Below are 18895 nucleotides of genomic sequence, written 5' to 3' on the forward strand. Positions count from 1 at the left end.
AGACCCGTGGGACAATTTGTCTGTTAAACCTCAATTGAATGCGAGAGTTAGATCACACTTTTTAATTTTGTCGTGATCAACATTTTTCTGACTCACTCTGGCATAGTAATTGCCTTTGCATTTAACTGTTTTGGGCAACAACGCCCTCGTTTTCGAAATACATTAATTGGCACGGCTTGGTGTCAATGCAATTCAGTATTTTCAAGGAGCTAGAATGTTTAATTTTAAGTCAAGTTTAACCGCTTTAATCGGTATGGCATTACTGAGTAGCACAATGGTTAGTGATACCGTTGAAGCAAACGAAGTCATCAAATTAGCCACGACCACCAGCACGGATAACTCAGGACTTTTACGCGCTATTTTGCCGACTTTTGAAGCGGAATCTGGTTACAAAGTTCAAGTGATTGCAACGGGTACAGGTAAGGCATTAAAACTTGCACGTCAAGGAGACGTAGACGTAGTCATGACTCACGCTCCAGCAGCTGAGGCTAAATTTGTTAATGAAGGTTACGGTACGACGCCTCGTGGCATCATGGAAAATGACTTTGTGGTTTTAGGCCCGAAGAACGATCCAGCGAAAATGGCAGGCAGTACAGACGTTGTTGAAGCCTTCAAAAAAGTTGCTAAAACTGAGAATACTTTCATTTCTCGTGGTGATAATTCTGGCACCAACATGAAAGAGCTCGCAATTTGGAATGAAGCTTCTGTAACACCTGACTTTTCAGGCTATACTTCTATTGGTCAAGGTATGGGTAAGACTCTACTGATGGCAAATGAAAAACAAGCATACACCCTTACCGATCGTGGTACGTTTGTTGCTTATAAATCTAAATTAGATTTAACGATTACTTTCGAAGGTGGCGACGCATTAGCCAATCCTTATCAGATCATGTTAATTAATGCAGACAAATATCCTGATTTAAATCATCAAGGAGCGAAAGCATTGAGCGATTGGTTTATTAGCCCTAAAGCTCAGCAGATGATTAATGACTTTAAAGTTCAGGGAGAACAATTGTTTAAGGCAACATATAAGTAATGAATGAAGGCTGGTTAGCCCTAATGCAGCAAGCTTTTAGCTTGCTGCTTTCTTTAGATCCAGACGTATGGTCTATCATAAGTGTTTCTTTTTCGGTTTCTTTTGCGGCATTAATCATCACATTAATACCGTCGATTGTGCTTGGTTTTTTCCTAGCCTCTTATCAATTCCCAGGACGCTGGTTTGTCACTAATATCGTCCAAACACTTCAATCTATTCCTACTGTTGTTATCGGTTTGCTGGCTTACCTGCTGCTTACCCGAAATGGACCTTTAGGGGATTTACGCTGGCTGTTCACGCAAGAAGGTATGATCCTCGGGCAAATGATGATTTGCGCGCCAGTCTTAATCGCTTTATCCCAAGCCGCGTTTAGCAGTATTGATAAACGTGCTTATGAAACATCTCGTACGTTAGGCGCTTCATGGCAACGCGCTATTTGGACTGTTTGTCGTGAATTACGCGTGCCATTATTATTGGCAGTGATTGCAGCCTTTAGCCGTATTCTTACCGAAGTGGGTTGTTCGATGATGGTCGGCGGTAACATTCTGCATCACACTCGAAATATTCCTACGGCCATTGCCCTTGAAACCAGTAAAGGTGATTTTGCTCAAGCGATTGCTTTAGGCCTGGTGCTATTAATTTTAGCCATTGTGATTAACTTCGCTATCGGCTCTTTGCGTGGTAAAGCCATGCCTAGGAGTCAATAATGACTGCTAAGCTCACTGCACAAAATGTCAGTATCAACTTTAAAGAGCGTGAGTTGTTTGAGTTCGATAATTTATCATTCTGCGAAGGGGATGTTATCTATCTTCAAGGTGATAACGGCTCAGGTAAGTCAACGTTAATGAAACTGATTGCAGGTATTATTAAGCCCAATTCAGGTGACGTTATCGCTACCGGTTTTGCGCCTAAAAAGTGGTGGCAATCTAATTCATTACTTGGCAAAGCTGTTTATTTACATCAACATGCATACCTGTTTGACGGCTCGGTTGAATACAACTTGCGTTACGCCTTACCAAAAACTCGTTTTAGCCCTCAAGAGTTACAAGCAAGAGTCGCTCAAGCGATTGAAAGTGCGCAACTTGGCTCATTACTAAAAAGTGATGCCACGGACTTATCTGGTGGTGAGAGACAGCGCCTCGCCATTGCAAGAGCATGGATAACTCAACCCAAGTTATTGATGCTTGATGAACCGATTTCTAACATGGATAAGCAGTCACAAAAACTAGTTTTAGCCATGATTAATATTTTAAAACAAGAAGGTACTGGGCTGCTGATCAGTAGCCATCAAACCTGTGGTTTAACAGCTTTATGCCAAAAGCATTGGCATATCTCAGAGCAAAAAGTTGTTGAAAGTAGCCATATACCTAGCTTTGAACAATCTCAGGAGTTTCACTATGTCAGTGCAAATTGATGCGGTGATTTTAGCTGGCGGTATGGCCCGAAGAATGGGCGGTATCGACAAAGGTTTGGTTGAACTTAGCGGCAAACCAATGATTAGCCACACCATTGAGCGTGTTAAACCACAAGTTGATCGTATTATGATTAACGCTAACCGCAATCAAGAGCAATATGCCGCTCTGGGTTTTGATGTGCTCAGCGATAAAGAAACAGGCTATTTAGGTCCTTTAGCTGGTATGGTCACTGCAATGGACAACACTCAAGCAGAGTTATTGTTGGTTGTGCCTTGTGATAGTCCAATGTTACCAAAGGATTTATGTGAACGTATGTATGCATCGCTTGTAGAAGCCGATGCCGATATCGCGGTTGCCAGCGACGGTGAATATCAACAACCTGTGGTCATGTTGCTTAAGCCGCATTTGAAAACATCAATGCAGGCATTTCTAGATGCTGGCGACCGTAAAATTTTCCTTTGGTATGAACAACACAAATATGTGGTCACAAGTTTTGCTGACCAACCCAATGCATTTGTTAATGTGAATACACTTGAACAAAAACTTGTCATCGAAAATGGCAAATAATCTGTGGCAACACAGTGATAAGCCAACAATGAGGTCTTTATGAGTATACCGTTTACCAATCCGCTAAGTATTCCAGTTCTCGGATTTTGTGCCTATAGTGGCACCGGTAAAACCACCTTATTAAAACAGTTAATTCCAGAGCTTAACCGCCGTGGCGTTCGTTTAGCTGTGATTAAACATGCTCACCACAACTTCGATGTTGATATCCCAGGTAAAGACAGCTACGAAATGCGCAAAGCTGGCGCTAAGCAGATGCTAGTCGCTTCACATGTACGATGGGCACTCATGACAGAAGATGCCGTAGAAGGCGATCCTGAACTGCCGCATTTACTCGCGCAAATCGAAGCCGATAAAGTCGATATCGTCTTGGTTGAAGGGTTTAAAAAACTTGAGTTGCCGAAGATTGAATTACACCGAGCTGCACATGGAAAACCACTCATCCACACTCACGATGACAACATTGTTGCCATTGCCTGTTGTGATGAAACTGACACCCCAGCGGAACTAACGCGTTTAGACTTAAATAACGTCGGTCAAATTGCAGACTTTGTTATTGAATACCAAACCAATTGGCAAGCTCCAGCGCTTGAGTTACCTATTCCGACGACAGCAACTGCTGTCACTGATGAGCAAAAGTTCTTATCTGTTGCTCAAGGTTTAGAGCAGTTGATGACAATGGTTAAACCGCTGGCAGACAGCGAACAAGTCACCATTGATGATGCCGCGAACCGTGTTTTAGCAACAGATGCTATTTCACCTGTGAATGTGCCGCAGCAAACTAACTCAGCAATGGACGGCTATGCTTTTGCTTATAGCCAAGATAACAGTCCTAGCAATCCTGTTTCGCCACTTAAATTAATGGGCGAAGTCCTCGCAGGGCATGAATATCCTGGCACATTGGCTGCTGGCGAAGCAGTACGTATCATGACTGGCGCAACAGTGCCTAATGGTGCTGATACTGTTGAAGCACGTGAATTAGTGATTGAACAAGATGGTCATGTGCAATTACAAGGCAAAGTTGAAGCCGGTCAGCATGTTCGCTTAGCGGGCGAAGATATTGCTAAAGACGCATTAGCCTTAGCAAAAGGTCATCGTTTGCAAGCTGCCGAACAAGGTTTATTAGCGTCACTGGGTTTAGCTAAAGCTGAAGTCGTGAAGCAACCTGTTATCGCAGTATTCTCAACTGGCGATGAAGTCAGCCAACCAGGTGAGCCACTCAAAGCTAACTGCATTTACGACTCAAACCGATACACCATCAAATCTATGGCGCAAAAGCTGGGCTGTAAGGTTATCGATTTAGGCATCATTGAAGATAGTGAAGATGAGTTAACGAGTGCTCTGCAACAGGCCAGCGTAGATGCTGATATCGTAATAAGTTCTGGCGGTGTTTCTGTTGGTAATGCTGATTACATCAAAACCGTATTAGCTAAAATTGGCGCGATTAACTTTTGGCGTATCAATATGCGCCCGGGGCGACCTCTTGCATTTGGGACGGTGAACAACAGCTTATTCTTTGGCTTACCTGGTAACCCAGTTGCGGTAATGGTGTCATTTTTACAGTTCGTGCAACCAGCTATTCGCAAATTAGCGGGCGAAACCGACTATACACCACAGTATTTACCTGCAATTACCGATAGTATGTTGCGCAGTAGAACAGGACGAACAGAATTTGTTCGTGGCCAGTATCATTTAAGCAATGATGGACGATTACATGTAGCCACTACTGGGGCACAAGGTTCAGGGATGTTGAACTCGATGGTAAAAGCAAATTGTCTGATTGTTATCGGTGAAGCCGAAGACTCAGTCATGCCAGGCCAACAAGTCTACATTCAGCCGTTCGCTGAACTGTTATAACTAACCATAAGATGTGCTAATTCATGAGTTTAATCGTCGACAAGTTTAATCGAAAAGTAGAATACTTACGTTTATCGGTCACTGACCGTTGTGATTTTCGCTGTGTATATTGCATGAGTGAAGATCCAAGCTTTTTACCCAAAGACCACGTACTAAGTCTTGAAGAACTCGCATGGATTGCACAAGCTTTTACTGAGTTAGGCGTGAAGAAAATTCGCCTAACAGGTGGTGAGCCATTAGTCAGAACTGACTGTGACAAGTTAATTGATTTGCTAGGTAAATTACCTGGCTTAGATGACTTATCGATGACCACCAATGGCTCTCGATTAAGTAAGCTTGCTCAGCCTATGCATGATGCAGGTTTGAAACGTCTGAACATCAGTTTAGACACTTTAAATCCTGAGTTATTCACTGAAATGACCCGCAACGGTAAAGTTGATCGCGTTATTGCAGGTATTGATGCCGCAAAAGCGGCTGGATTTAAACACATCAAAATCAACGCTGTTATTTTACGCGGTAAGAACGATCATGAAGTGATCGATTTAATTGATTTTTGTCGTGAACGAGAACTCGATATTGCCTTCATTGAGGAAATGCCATTAGGTGTTATTGATGAGCGTAAACGCAGTCGTCACTGCTCAAGCGAAGAAGTTAGAGGCATTATTGAAGATACTTATCCACTGATACCTTCAAGTAAACGCACTGGTGGCCCAGCTCGCTACTTTAAGATGGCAGACAGTGATATTCACATTGGCTTTATTTCTCCACACAGCAATAACTTCTGTCACGAATGTAATCGTGTCCGTGTCACCGTAGAAGGTCGTTTGCTGTTATGTTTAGGTAATGAAAATTCTGTCGACCTTAAGGCTATCGTACGTGAATTCCCTGGTGATATTGGCAAGCTGAAAGAGGCTATCATGGACGGTATTCAGCATAAGCCTAAAGAGCATTATTTTGGCACAGATGATGATGTGCAAATCCTACGCTTTATGAATTCCACAGGCGGCTAACCGTTCTAGTCATTCATATTAAAGGTGATGTTATCGATACATCACCTTTTTTATTGCTTTAACTTCCCACGCAACTTGTCTTTTAAACCTCTCCTATGGGATAACTTTTTGCTATCGTGTTTTTGATATACACTGTGGCTAACAATCACTTACGCATTCACTTATGGCTTTATCTCGAAAGAAGTGGAATAATATTCTCATCATTGCCTGTGTATTTATGGTCGCAGTGTTAACCTTTATCGACTCCAAAACCAATAAAATGCCCGATGATGCTCATGCGCTTTTTGATGACAGTAATCAATTGACCCAATTACAGTTAAATGGTGTTTGGCTCAATAAATCGAATGGTATTTGGCGTTGTGCAGACAGTGTATTGAATTGCCAATCGCTAGCGACAGCCTGGGAAGCATTAATGGTTTCGCCAGTTCAAATGACAGCTGGTGAGATCCAATCATTGCCAGCCTACGTAACACTATCCATCGCAATAAATCGCCAACAGCAAGCTCAGCATTGGCAGTATTACCCTCAAGCAGGTTATTTACAGTCAACATCACAAAATTGGTACCAAATACCACCGAGCCTACGTAGCGAGCTAGAACCAGTGATTTCAAGCCAATAACTGATTTTCAATTCACGAGAAGCTCAACATCGTGAATCTCATAATACATAGCTAACAGACACTTAAACGGACTCATATGCCTGAATTACCAGAAGTTGAAGTAACCAAGCAGGGGATCTCACCGCACCTTGTCAATCAAACCGTGAGCGACCTCATTGTCAGAAATGCTTCCTTACGTTGGCCTGTGCCAGAGATATGTAAAAACATTATTGGCCAAACCATCAAACAAGTCCGCCGTCGCGCCAAATACTTGCTTATTGATACAGATGCTGGCGTCACCATCGTCCACTTAGGCATGTCTGGCAGCTTGCGGATATTACCCGCACACACTCCTGTAGAGAAACATGATCATATTGATCTGGTATTAGAAAACGGACGAGTGCTGCGATATAACGACCCGAGGAGGTTCGGAGCTTGGTTATGGTATGAGCTACCAGAAGAGGCCCACCCATTACTGGCTAAACTTGGCCCAGAGCCCTTAAGTGACGCTTTTAACCCTCTGCAATTACAAGCAGCATTAGCGAATAAGAAAAAAGCCATCAAGCTTTGCTTAATGGATAATCACATTGTCGTCGGTGCAGGAAACATATATGCAAACGAAGCGTTATTTGCTGCAGGCATTCACCCACAAGCCGCAGCGGGAAGTATTGATATTGAAAGGCTAACGATACTAGTCACTGAGGTGAAACAAATCCTCGCCCACGCTATCAAACAAGGTGGCACCACACTAAAAGACTTCACCAATGCTGATGGTAAACCTGGATATTTTGCCCAAAAGCTTCATGTTTATGGGCGAGGCGGAGAAAGTTGTACTGAATGTGGTAATTTACTCAGTGAAATTAAACTTGGCCAACGCACCACAGTTTTTTGTGGCATTTGCCAAACTTATTAATACTTATCTATAGATATGAAAAAGCCTCGCTCATGTTGAGGCCTTTACCGTGAGAAAACTAACCTTTTTTGATCAACGCTATTTTAGTCTCCAAAGATGTCACAACTTCAGAGTGAACAAATTGACTGACATCTCCACCATGAAGTGCAACTTCCTTTACCAAGGTCGAAGAAATAAATGAATTTTCTTCCGCTGGGGTTAAAAATACACTTTCTAAATCAGGGCTTAATCGACGGTTCATATTCGCTAATTGAAATTCATATTCAAAATCTGACACTGCTCTTAACCCGCGCACTAGGACACTGGCACTCTGCTCTTTAGCAAAATCGACCAATAAGCCTGTAAAGCCAACCACTTCAACATTGTCTAAATGCGCTGTCACTAATTTAACCTGTTCAACACGCTCTTCGAGGGTAAACATGGGTTTTTTAGAAGGGTTTGATGCAATACCAATAATCACGTGACGGAATAGTCTAGCAGCACGCTCAATCAAGTCCGCATGGCCATTAGTAACAGGATCAAAAGTGCCTGGATATATCGCTCGTCTATGCATGTAAAAGTCATTAATAATGAGTAATTATCGACAGTTTATCAGCATCAAATACACGCATCAAAGTTTGATTTGGAATCTAGATGCTTATTTCTAATTTTAAACTTTTACTCTATTTATTTCTATTATCAAAATAATGAAATAAAACTTCAAAAATATAAGAATAAAACCTAAATAATATGCCAGTTATGCTCAATTAGCATAACTGGCCAAAGCCCTTTAGGAGTCTATAGAAAGTTATTTATTACAAACAATACGACCAAACGAAGTCATCATCACTGATGACTGCTCAACAGAGGAAACTCTGGCACTGATAACTTAATATCCAAAAAAGTCAGATTTAAAACAAATACAATGATGGCAGGAAAATTTAGGTTTCAGAGTGGCTAAGAGCCCAAATAATGTATCCGAAGCAACAAGATCTTAATATATAACCTGTATAGATAGTGATAGAGTTTTTCATCCACAGTTATTGAAGAACATCTTAAAAATACAAAACCTCAAAAAGAGTGAGGCTCTCTTCTACATTCATTAAACAGGCAATTTCTGAGAAAATTGCCAACTTACCAGAGGCTCAATATTAATAGAATCGCAAATTGGCTACAAACAGCTCTTCACTCAATTGTACTCAGTAGATGGCTAAGTAAAGTAAAAGGAAGTGAACGTTGTAAGTGGCAACTTTAGTTTTTGGCGTCAAGGTATCCTTGATATCAATAGTTATGTTTTTGTTGGTTTGGGGAGAATATAAAGAGTTTTCTATTCGCCTGATAAATAATGCCATTTTAAATAAGCTAACATACTGTCAAAATGGCATTAATAGAATCTAAGTTAATTATAAAAAAGAAGATAGTTTAGGTATTTTATCTTTGTTCAATCTCACATTTTTTTCAAAACAAATTTTTTGCCATATACGCTTAAATGGATGTTTTTGAACAGTATGACGATTACCTAAATTACAGATTTCACTTTCAAAATTAGCTTCTAATACAGGGTAAGGTCTTACTACGAAGCAAGTTAACGCTTTTTCGTACCAAAACTGTATATCTATATCAATTGGCCTAGTGATCGGTGTGGCGGTGGCTAGCAACTTTTTAGCACCAGAAATCGATACAAACTGTCCACGAGTAGATGAAGGCAACTTTAAGCAAGTCGATAATGAGAATTGCTCAGTCAACTTCATCGTATCAATAACCGCTTTTTGCTTACGCCCATGGCATAGCTTAATATAATCCCAAGAGGAACATAGCTCACTAATACTGTTAATCAATGAAAGTAACTCTTCATTCAATACCGAATCATCTTCTAAAATTAACGCAAAATCTAATTCTTGCTCAACCATCATATTCCAGCAATTAATATGACTCAAGTAACAACCAATCTCACCCACATTTAGTACTTTATCGTATTTCGCTAAATTATCTGATTCGTTAAACACAGCTTGAACTTCGGTTTCACTCAAATCTTTACCATAAACAGCAGGTACTCTCTCATACTCAATATTGAGTTGCTCGAGTTGCTGATGCATAAAAGCCATTCTTTCAGTGCTTTTATCAAGGTTTATTACAAACACTTTAAACTGCATAATGTTTTTCAGTACCTTCCTTGGTTATCTGATTTCTTTTACAACTTCAATAAGCTGAGTCGTAGAAATAGCAGGGGTTCTAGATAAATAGATGACTTTACATAAGTGAGATAAATGATCAAAACGCCCTTCCCAATCATCCCACATAACTAAACAGTCAGCTTTAAAATGAGTAATATAATCTGCTTTTAATTCTAGAGATTTTTCTAAAAACACCTCATCAACACAACTTAATGCAGCTACAATCCGCATTCTATCTCGCTCATCACAAATAGGGTTACGTTGTTTTTTACTAAAGTTGAGAGCATCAGAAGAGACACCTACGGTCAATTTTACACCTTGAGCTTTTGCTCTTTCCAAAATATTAAGATGCCCAATGTGAAACATATCAAATGTTCCAAACGTAATTATGTTCATTGTGACCCTTTTAATAAATAATCAGCAATACGTTGACTACAATGACCATCAACAATACCAACTAGCTCATCAGTATATTGAGCACGCTTTTGAGCAAATTGTTGCGGACAAGAAACTTGCCCATCTACAACCGCTTTTAACTCCGAATAACTTTCTGCATGAGCTGCGACATCAGCATATCGATACAAATCTTGGTCTACACGATTTTTAAACCTAAACTTAAAAATGCCTCGATACGACCACCTCAAATGATAAAAGTCACACCAAACAACAGGCTTATCTAATGCAGCAAACTCAAATAAGGCTGACGAAGCATCACTTATTAGCACATCAGCTGACGCCATAAAGGGAAGTAAGTTTGCTTCTTCAGCCGTCGCAAGATAGACATTAGAAAAAGTTTGCCAATACTCCAATAATGCTTTTTGTTTCTTGTATGAAGGCTTACTTAATGAGAAATAGTGAGGTTTGAGCAAGATATTGTACCCTGAAAACTGCTCAGGCCAATCCTTATTCATCTTTTCAATACTGCTAGGATAAAATGTAGGCGCATATAATAAAGTGGCTTTGCTAGGATCAAGTCCCAATGCAGAGAGTTCTATACCTTTTTCTTCACCCTGAATAATTGGATCTAATTTGGCGTAACCCGTATCAATAAATATTTTTTCAGGAAACATTTCCTGTAGTCGACTTAAGCGATACTGCCCTTCAACAAACCTGACATCAATATCAGACTTAGATACAGTGTAATAGACCGACTTAGGACCTACTCCATGCTGCATAAGCGCAGTTTTTGAGACATCTTTTAATTGAGAAGCTTGCGAAAATGCATTACCAAAAATAACCCAATTAGGCTTTGCCGATAGGTAATGCTCAAGCGCTTGGCTCTCATTTTCGACCCAAACGACATCTAACTTATGTTTAACAACAAGAGAATCTAGAACGTGTTGCTGTTCCTGACTTTTGTATATAACAAAACAGACAGGAATCGCACGCTGCTCAAGTTCTGCAGCTACAGGAAGGTACTGTGGTAAATAATAGGGATGTAAGACATCAAAAATAATCACATTAAACCTTATTTCGTCTGTTAAATTAAGCTCGATAGCAGGTTGAAATTAGTGCTCAGAATAATACCACACATCATCATTGTTAATAATCCTTCGATTTAAAAAATCAGCAAGGATAACCCCTTCATCACACGTAAAGTCACGGTATTAATTTAAAAGTATTCAAATTCAAGGTATCCTTCATAGATAAAATTCAATTACTGAATATACCTATATATATGCCATTAATATCAACTGAACAGCTAACAGCTTGCAAGCGCTTATTGTTTATATCGCCTGTTGCTCTAGGCGACTTTCTTTATTTAAAAACCTTTTTAATCGCCCTAAAGCACCAATATCCTCATATCGAGTTAGATATTTGGTTAGATGACAATCGATGTAACGATGATGCTTGGCGGCTTTCACGCAGTAAAATATTACAGCAGTGGATGGAAGCGGAAGGTGTGTTCAATTTCAGTTATGGTTGTACTGATTCAGCTAAAGCAATGCAATTAAATGTTGAGCAAGCTAAATCTAAACATTACGATATTATTTTCTGCCACTCAGTCAGTAAAAGTCGTCAATATTCAGCTATGGCAAGAGAAATTAGTGCATCGGCATTTATCGTGTCAAGCGTGCCTAAAAGCGCTTCTTATGGTTGGCTAAAAAGTATTATTTTTCGTCATTCAAACCACACCTTTGTTCTCGACGAGAATAGCCTACCTGCAGCTCACCATATCACTGACCGCTATAATAAAATATTTACAGAAGTCTTGGGTCTAACACTCGATAATAATCAACTAATGCCAACCCTTAAGCTGCCTGAATCCATACTGCCTGTAACTCAACATTGGTTACAGCAAAAATTTAGTGCGCCTGAATGTCAGGGAAAATTGCTTTTTTTAAACCACTTGTCGACCAACACTAAAAAAGATTGGCATCTAGAGCAACTTTTTGAATTAATATCAAAAATAGCAGAAAAGGATAACACCCAACGCTTTGTTATCAATGTAACTAAAGAGAACTTTGACGAAGTTAATGATAAAACAGCAAGTTTCGTTGCTACGTCGAAATTGCAGGTTGCTGTATTTACCGTCAATGAACATTTTTTCGAATTACCTTCATTGATTTCACAAGCAGACTTCGTTATCACTGTGGACACGGCTATTTTGCACTTTGCATTTGCAGCCCAGCGCCCATTATTAGCAATGATGCGCTCTAAGAAGCCTTACTGGGCACCACCAGAAACAGCAACATCCCATGTCATGTACGCAACAGAAGGCAAAGGCCATATTTCTGATATTTCTGTAGAGCGTGTTTTTAATCAATATATAGCAATGAATACCAATAGCTAACAAGGTTGCATAAATGAAGAAAGCCATTTTTACCCTCGCCATTGGTGAGAACCCAATGTACCGAGCTTCAGTAGCAAGCCTAGAAGCCTACGGCAAAAGAGTGGGTGCTGATGTCATCGTCTCCGACCAACTGCATTATCCAATTAACGTCAACAGCCCTAAGTTTGATGCCAGTCCTGCTTGGTCAGAAAAACTGTATATTACCGAATTACTTAAAGATTATGATCGTGTGCTGTATCTAGATGCCGATATGATTGTCACCCCATGGGCCAGAGACATTTTTGAGCAATACCCTGATACTGACACTGTATATATGTTTAATGAAGGCTGTTATCGAGATAGAAGTGCGCAAGCAGAACAGATAAATAATGTGCTTGGAAACGTTTCATGGCCCAAAGAAGATGATATGACTGTTTATTACAATTCAGGCATGTTCTTAGTTTCGAAAGAAACAGGGCTGTTTGATAATGCCAGCATTGAAGAAATGCAAAAGATCTGTAATGAAGTCAAGTTTTACGATCAGACCTATATCAACTACCTTATTCGACGTGATGGAATTAAGAGTGTGGGTGTTGAAGCAGGCTTTAACCGAATGATGCTACTTGGCTATGAAGACTATCAAAAAGCAGACTTCATTCATTATTCAGGCAGAGGCTACCGTCAAAAAGTGCCTATGAGAGAGCTCAAATACATCATTGATTATTGCGATATGTTTAAAGATGTTCTTAGTGAAGCTGAAGTAATCGAATACAAGCAACAAGCTTGGCATTGGTATATGTTGAAGCAACAACGTAAAACTAAGTTACCTATTCCATTGTTAAGCGCCGTATTTGGCCTCTTCCATCCACAGCACAAATATTAATAATAGCCCGCAATAGCGGGCTATTTTTTTATCAGATCATCAAACGATGCGATAACATCTTCAATCTCAATCAAGGCCATTAACTCCTTCCCTTTAGCACGCTTTCCCCATGGAATAACTTGATTGGGAAACTGCTGCACAATCACTGAGTCATAAACACTAACCACATGCTCCTGTGACAAATAAGGGCCGGTTCTGCCAGGGTTTGAATGCGCATATAAGCCAATGACTGGCGTGCCTTGAGTCACCGCCATATGTGCAGGGCCGGTATCGGGAGCAATAACGACTGAGGCATTTTTTAATAAGGCCAACAGTTGAGTTAATGATGTTTGGCCAATGAGATTTTCTAAAGACGTGTTAGCACAGTCCAAAATTGCTTTAGCAAGGCTGGCTTCGAGCTCACTTGGGCCGCCACACAACAATACGCGATAGCCTTGTTTGACCGCATAATCAGCGACGGCTGCGTAACGCTCTGGAAGCCAGTTACGTTCGGCCTTGCTTGCAGCTGGGCATACAATTAACACTTTTTCGCCAGGCTTAATCACTTCATTCGCAAATGCACTATCCGCTTCAGTGACAGGGATATTCCAGCGTGGAGTTAAGTCATTAACGCCAATAGCTTTAGCAAACCCCATAAAACCATCTAACACATGAGGTGTTGCTAATGGCTCAACTGCGTGATTTGTCACTAACCATTGGCCTTCTTTAGCGCGAGCTTTATCGAAACCAACCCTAACCTTTGCAGAGATCATTAGCGATGCGATTGTTGCTCTGAGTGCGACTTGCATGTGCAATAACACATCAAATTTCTGAGCGGCTAAATCTTTACGTAACTTAGGGTAACTACGCCAGCCCTGCGACTTATCAAAAATGACAAACGTGACGCCTGGCAAATGCTTAAGCAGTTGATATTCAATCTTGCCAATCACCCAAGTGATCTGCAGATGAGGATATTGCTTCTGAATCGCTTGCACCATCGCCACAGCATGGCACACGTCACCAATTGCCGACAAACGTAATAAACATAAGGATTTCATAGATGCAAAGTTTGCTTTCATGAGTGCAATTAACCTGAGTAAGTACAAGAGTTCGATCTTAATGTAGAATACGCTTTATAGCCACCGACAAATCAAAGCTTTGTAATCCACTTATGCAAATAAAATCAACAAACAATGGTGTTATCGCTTGGTGCGATGAAATTGCTCAAACACTAACTCCTGACCATTTTCGTCCAGAATATTGGCAGTCCAATGATGCGATAATTGGCCAATCAAAAGGCCGTTATACAACTTGGTTTGTTGAATACCAAACTCAACAATGGGTTTTACGCCATTATTGGCGTGGCGGCTTAATAGAAAAGTTCAGTAAAGATGCCTATATATTTACAGGTATGAAGCGTACTCGAGCGATTTCTGAATTAGCCATTTTAGAGACGCTTTTTCAAGAAGGGTTCCCAGTCCCAAGACCGATTGCTGCCAATGTTGAGCGTTTTGGTATTTGGTATCGAGCAGACTTATTTATTGAGCTAGTCAAAGGTGCTGATGACTTAGTCGCATTCTTGTCAAAATCCACATTAACGGATGAGCAATGGCAACAACTTGGGCAAACCATTGCAAAATTTCATGCTCGGGGTGTGTATCATGCCGATTTAAATGCTAAAAATATCTTATTTGCTGATGATCAGTTTTACCTTATCGACTTTGACCGAGGCGAACTAAAACCCCCTAATACAAAATGGCAGCAAGCAAATATAAGTCGTTTATTACGTTCATTTAATAAAGAAAAAACTAAGCTTGCCAGTCTTAACTTTAGTGACAATAATTGGCAAAGCCTACTCGCGGGCTATCAGCAAATTATCAATAACTCTTAATTAATCCATTCCCTCTTTAATGGCTTTGGATGCAATTATAGCTGTTGCTACTTAAGTATTATTGCCCGCTATTACGTGAATCATTCAGCTCAGTTGGTTTTCAATGACATTGACTTGCTTATCTAATGCTCCGCGATTTTGTGACACCACTTGCAAACTCGCTTTTGCAGCAAGTTCATAGCGCTGCGGATCTTCTAATAAGCCTAAAATATGTTTGGCTAAGCTATCCGCATCTGTGATCACTTCTAACCCACCAGCATTGACTAATAATTGTGTAATTTCTGCAAAATCCCAATGATGCGGGCCAACACTAACTGGTAACCCCATCGCTGCTGGCTCAAGCGGGTTATGACCGCCATTTTCAATGAGCGTACCACCAATAAATGCAAAGTCAGCGCAGCCGTAGAGCATCAGCAACTCTCCCATGGTATCGCCAAGTAATACTTGCACACCTTCAGTAACGGCTTGGTTCATACTTCGTCTTGAAAGAGTTAGTCCTTGCTGTGTCGTCGCCACTGCTGCGACATTGAACTGCTCAGGGTGTCTTGGCGCCATAATCAATAAGGCGTTGGGATATTTAGCTAACACTTGCTGATGTGCTTTGAGCATAATTTCAAACTCACCAGGATGTACACTACCTGCAACCCAAACTGGCACGTCATTTCTTTGCCATTCAGAGCGTAATGCTTTCGCTTGTAGGTGCTTACTGTCGTCAATGTGTAAATCAAACTTCAAGCTGCCACAAACGGTAATTTTTTCAGGTTTCACGCCTAAAGACTCAAAGCGCTCGCATTCTCGTTGTGTTTGAACCGCAATGGCATCAAGTGACGCTAGCATCGGCTGGCTTAAGCCTGCTTGTTTTAAGTATTTAGCTGCCGATTTTGCCGATAAACGTGCATTTGCTAGAACAATCTTAGCTTGTTGCTGTTTAGCAAAATATACCAAGTTTGGCCAAAGCTCTGTTTCCATAATAATACATAGCTTAGGCTGCACTTGACGCAAAAAGCGTTTTACGCAAACACTGATATCAAAGGGTAAATAGCAATGTTGAACTCGCCCATTTAAATGGTCAGAAAATGCTTTTACTACTTCAGCTGAACCTGTCGGGCTAGTGGTAGTAATAATGAAGCTTAATTCTGGGTAAGCGGCCATAAGTTTTTTTATCAGTGGAATTGCCGCTAATGTTTCCCCCATAGACACACTATGGATCAACACATCGGCTTGAGATAATCGAGTTAGCCCAAATCGTTCGCCCCAACGTTTGCGATAATCAGGACTTTTAATACTACGAAAGCCCAAATACAACACCACAAGAGGTGAAAGAAGATACAGTAATACAGAATATAGGCCACGAGTCATGAAAGAGTGCTTAATCAATTTTGCTTGTCAGATAAACACAATGTTAACATAAACCTAAACCACATAAATATGTGATCATTCAACATAAACTCAACTCAGTGAGCTAGGTTGGATAAGCATAAAAAAGTCAGGCTCAGACTAGGCTATAGAGACTTGCAGAGATATTGTTGGATGGTGTTAAGCAACCCTCGATATGAAAGCTTGCCAGCATCTGAACTGACCAGATATTGATGTCGTTTGGTATAACATTCATAAGGATATGCACTAAGCGTCGTATTGAGTCATCAAGACTCCTGTATTTAGCAATGATAATTGGAATCGATATGAAAACCCGCGATAAAATAGTTTTTGCCAGTCTTGAACTCTTTAACGAACATGGTGAACGTAATATCACCACCAATCATATTGCAGCGCACCTCAATATCAGCCCTGGTAATCTTTATTATCATTTTCGAAATAAAGAAGACATTATTAACTCAATTTTTGCCTTATACGAAAGTCACCTCGAGTCTGGTTTTAAGCCTTACGAAGACACAACGGTTGATATTGAGTTACTAATGGGTTACTTCGATGCCATGTTTTATACCCTGTGGCAATTTCGATTCATGTACGCCAACCTCGCCGATATCTTAAGCCGTGACGAAGCATTAAAAGCCCGCTACCTAACTGCGCAAGAACAAGTGCTGAGTCGCTCAAGCAATGTATTAAGAAAATTAATCAGTGATGGTTTCCTTGAAATTGAAGACGAAAAAGTCACAGCATTAGCTGACACAATTAAAATGATGGTGAGCTTTTGGATTAGCTACCAACTCACTCAATCAAGCACGTCAACCATCACTAAAGCAACCCTTTATGAAGGCTTGCTACGGGTATTGATGATATTCAAGGCGTATTCTACACCTGGCTCAGAGGCAACCTTTACCCGCCTTGAACAGCACTATTTAGATGTTGCTTCGCAAGAGCGTGACGCCGCTGCGTAAAGCCTGAAAATGCCACTTATCCACCAGCACATACAAACTGCCTTTTTACGACTAAAATAGAGTCATAAAAGGCGGCCTTCCATTTTGTTAACATATTAAGTCATTCATTAATCAGCACTTAGCTATAGCTTGTTACTGATTAGTATATCTAATGTGAAAGCAGCTCTAGCCCTAATCATTTTTATGTTGCTATTCAGGTTAAAAAAAACACTGTAGAGCCACGAAAATTAAGGTTAGAATGCCGCCAAGCGATTTCCATATTAAAACTATATTTAGGAGAAATCAGGTGGCCTCTACCTCATTTTACGACCGTATAAATCAACAACTTGTCGATGTTAAAGCTGAAGGCTTATATAAGAGTGAACGTGTCATCACTTCCGCCCAACAAACAGCCATTAACGTAAATAGTGAAGAAGTCATTAACTTCTGCGCCAACAACTATTTAGGTCTTGCGAATCACCCTGAATTAATTAATGCAGCGAAAAACGGATTAAGCAGCCATGGATTCGGTATGGCGTCAGTTCGTTTCATCTGTGGTACCCAAAATATCCACAAGCAACTAGAAAATAGCCTCAGTGACTTTTTAGGCATGGAAGATACTATTTTGTATTCTTCTTGTTTTGATGCCAACGCTGGTCTGTTTGAAACCTTGCTGGGCCCTGAAGATGCGATTGTGTCGGATGCATTGAACCATGCATCCATTATTGATGGCGTGCGTTTATGTAAAGCCAAGCGCTTCCGCTATGCCAACAATGACATGAGCGATCTTGAAACACAGTTAAAAGCAGCAAAAGAAGCTGGAGCAAGAGATATCCTGATTGCTACAGATGGCGTGTTCTCAATGGACGGTGTCATTGCTAACTTACAAGGCGTTTGTGACTTAGCCGATAAATATGGCGCGCTTGTGATGGTTGATGATTCGCACGCTGTTGGTTTTGTCGGTGACAACGGCCGTGGTACCCATGAATTCTGCGAAGTAATGGATCGTGTAGACATTATTACTGGTACATTAGGTAAAGCATTAGGTGGTGCTTCGGGTGGTTTCACTTCTGGTAAAAAAGAAGTCATTGATTGGTTACGTCAACGCTCGCGCCCATACTTATTCTCTAATTCACTCGCTCCTTCTATTGTCAGCGCATCAATTCATGTATTGGAAATGCTCAAAACAGGCCACGCATTACGTGAAGCCGTATGGGAAAATAGCCGTTACTTCCGTGAAGAAATGACTAAATCTGGCTTTACTTTAGCAGGTGCAGATCATGCCATTATCCCTGTGATGATTGGTGACGCTAAATTAGCCGGTGACTTCTCAAACCGTCTGTTAGCTGAAAACATCTATGTTGTTGGTTTCTCATTCCCTGTAGTACCAAAAGGACAAGCCCGTATCCGTACGCAAATGTCTGCGGCGCATACCCGTCCTCAAATCGATAAAGCGATTGAAGCCTTTACTCGTATTGGTAAAGAGATGGGCATAATTTAAGGTC

General features: G+C 40.7%; 19 protein-coding genes. 13 read left to right on the plus strand and 6 right to left on the minus strand.

Going from position 1 to position 18895, the window contains the following annotated elements:
• Positions 1-214 precede the first annotated feature (214 nt).
• From BCU84_RS05075 to mutM, 8 genes are all read left to right on the plus strand, one after another.
• The gene (locus BCU84_RS05075; RefSeq protein ID WP_102527013.1) at positions 215-1036 is read left to right on the plus strand and encodes a substrate-binding domain-containing protein; all 822 of its coding nucleotides are present in this window, start codon (positions 215-217) and stop codon (positions 1034-1036) included.
• Positions 1036-1743, plus strand: coding sequence for an ABC transporter permease (locus BCU84_RS05080; protein ID WP_102527014.1), 708 nt, complete (start codon positions 1036-1038; stop codon positions 1741-1743). The genes BCU84_RS05075 and BCU84_RS05080 overlap by 1 nt, the downstream gene beginning before the upstream one ends.
• Positions 1740-2450, plus strand: a complete 711-nt coding sequence (locus BCU84_RS05085) for an energy-coupling factor ABC transporter ATP-binding protein (protein ID WP_102527015.1) — start codon at positions 1740-1742, stop codon at positions 2448-2450. Before BCU84_RS05080 ends, BCU84_RS05085 begins: the two co-directional genes overlap by 4 nt.
• Positions 2434-3018 (plus strand): molybdenum cofactor guanylyltransferase MobA, encoded by a 585-nt coding sequence (gene mobA / locus BCU84_RS05090; RefSeq protein ID WP_102527016.1) that lies wholly within the window; start codon positions 2434-2436, stop codon positions 3016-3018. Before BCU84_RS05085 ends, mobA begins: the two co-directional genes overlap by 17 nt.
• 39 nt (positions 3019-3057) lie before the next feature.
• Complete coding sequence (locus BCU84_RS05095; protein WP_102527017.1) at positions 3058-4872, plus strand: bifunctional molybdopterin-guanine dinucleotide biosynthesis adaptor protein MobB/molybdopterin molybdotransferase MoeA; 1815 nt, start codon at positions 3058-3060, stop codon at positions 4870-4872.
• A gap of 23 nt (positions 4873-4895) precedes the next feature.
• Positions 4896-5882: a GTP 3',8-cyclase MoaA gene (moaA, locus tag BCU84_RS05100; RefSeq protein WP_102527018.1), complete on the plus strand. Its 987-nt coding sequence runs from the start codon at positions 4896-4898 to the stop codon at positions 5880-5882.
• A gap of 163 nt (positions 5883-6045) precedes the next feature.
• Positions 6046-6501, plus strand: coding sequence for a hypothetical protein (locus tag BCU84_RS05105; protein WP_102527019.1), 456 nt, complete (start codon positions 6046-6048; stop codon positions 6499-6501).
• 76 nt (positions 6502-6577) lie between these two features.
• Positions 6578-7393: a bifunctional DNA-formamidopyrimidine glycosylase/DNA-(apurinic or apyrimidinic site) lyase gene (gene mutM / locus BCU84_RS05110; RefSeq protein WP_102527020.1), complete on the plus strand. Its 816-nt coding sequence runs from the start codon at positions 6578-6580 to the stop codon at positions 7391-7393.
• A 58-nt stretch (positions 7394-7451) separates the two neighbouring features.
• Here mutM and coaD read toward each other — a convergent pair whose 3' ends face one another.
• The 4 genes from coaD to BCU84_RS05130 form a co-directional block, all read right to left on the minus strand.
• The gene (gene coaD, locus BCU84_RS05115) at positions 7452-7946 is read right to left on the minus strand and encodes a pantetheine-phosphate adenylyltransferase (RefSeq protein ID WP_102527021.1); all 495 of its coding nucleotides are present in this window, start codon (positions 7944-7946) and stop codon (positions 7452-7454) included.
• An 829-nt stretch (positions 7947-8775) separates the two neighbouring features.
• Complete coding sequence (locus tag BCU84_RS05120) at positions 8776-9525, minus strand: glycosyltransferase family 25 protein (RefSeq protein WP_102527022.1); 750 nt, start codon at positions 9523-9525, stop codon at positions 8776-8778.
• A 24-nt stretch (positions 9526-9549) separates the two neighbouring features.
• Entirely contained in the window at positions 9550-9942 is a 393-nt protein-coding gene (locus tag BCU84_RS05125; RefSeq protein WP_102527023.1) for an adenylyltransferase/cytidyltransferase family protein, read from the minus strand.
• On the minus strand, positions 9939-11006 hold the full coding sequence (locus BCU84_RS05130; protein ID WP_102527024.1) for a CDP-glycerol glycerophosphotransferase family protein: 1068 nt from the start codon (positions 11004-11006) through the stop codon (positions 9939-9941). Before BCU84_RS05130 ends, BCU84_RS05125 begins: the two co-directional genes overlap by 4 nt.
• 218 nt (positions 11007-11224) lie before the next feature.
• On the opposite strand from BCU84_RS05130, the gene BCU84_RS05135 reads away from it, so the two are divergent.
• Entirely contained in the window at positions 11225-12340 is a 1116-nt protein-coding gene (locus tag BCU84_RS05135; protein ID WP_102527025.1) for a glycosyltransferase family 9 protein, read from the plus strand.
• A gap of 13 nt (positions 12341-12353) precedes the next feature.
• A complete protein-coding gene (locus tag BCU84_RS05140) occupies positions 12354-13202 on the plus strand; it encodes a glycosyltransferase (RefSeq protein ID WP_102527026.1) in 849 nt (282 codons plus the stop codon).
• A gap of 20 nt (positions 13203-13222) precedes the next feature.
• Here the strand turns inward: BCU84_RS05140 and BCU84_RS05145 are convergent, their stop codons facing one another.
• The gene (locus BCU84_RS05145; protein WP_241906359.1) at positions 13223-14260 is read right to left on the minus strand and encodes a glycosyltransferase family 9 protein; all 1038 of its coding nucleotides are present in this window, start codon (positions 14258-14260) and stop codon (positions 13223-13225) included.
• A 92-nt stretch (positions 14261-14352) separates the two neighbouring features.
• Here BCU84_RS05145 and BCU84_RS05150 point away from each other — a divergent pair, with 92 nt between their 5' ends.
• Positions 14353-15072, plus strand: coding sequence for a 3-deoxy-D-manno-octulosonic acid kinase (locus BCU84_RS05150; RefSeq protein WP_102527027.1), 720 nt, complete (start codon positions 14353-14355; stop codon positions 15070-15072).
• 84 nt (positions 15073-15156) lie between these two features.
• On the opposite strand, the gene waaA is transcribed toward BCU84_RS05150, so the two are convergent.
• Positions 15157-16431, minus strand: a complete 1275-nt coding sequence (gene waaA, locus BCU84_RS05155; protein ID WP_102527028.1) for a lipid IV(A) 3-deoxy-D-manno-octulosonic acid transferase — start codon at positions 16429-16431, stop codon at positions 15157-15159.
• A 323-nt stretch (positions 16432-16754) separates the two neighbouring features.
• Between waaA and BCU84_RS05160 the strand changes: the two genes are divergently transcribed.
• Positions 16755-17411 carry a TetR/AcrR family transcriptional regulator gene (locus tag BCU84_RS05160; RefSeq protein ID WP_102527029.1) on the plus strand — a complete coding sequence of 219 codons (657 nt, stop codon included), beginning with the start codon at positions 16755-16757 and terminating at the stop codon, positions 17409-17411.
• A gap of 286 nt (positions 17412-17697) precedes the next feature.
• Positions 17698-18891 carry a glycine C-acetyltransferase gene (locus BCU84_RS05165; RefSeq protein WP_102527030.1) on the plus strand — a complete coding sequence of 398 codons (1194 nt, stop codon included), beginning with the start codon at positions 17698-17700 and terminating at the stop codon, positions 18889-18891.
• Positions 18892-18895: the final 4 nt, after the last annotated feature.

This window comes from Shewanella sp. 10N.286.51.B7, from assembly GCF_002873615.1.
Lineage (GTDB): Bacteria > Pseudomonadota > Gammaproteobacteria > Enterobacterales > Shewanellaceae > Shewanella > Shewanella electrodiphila.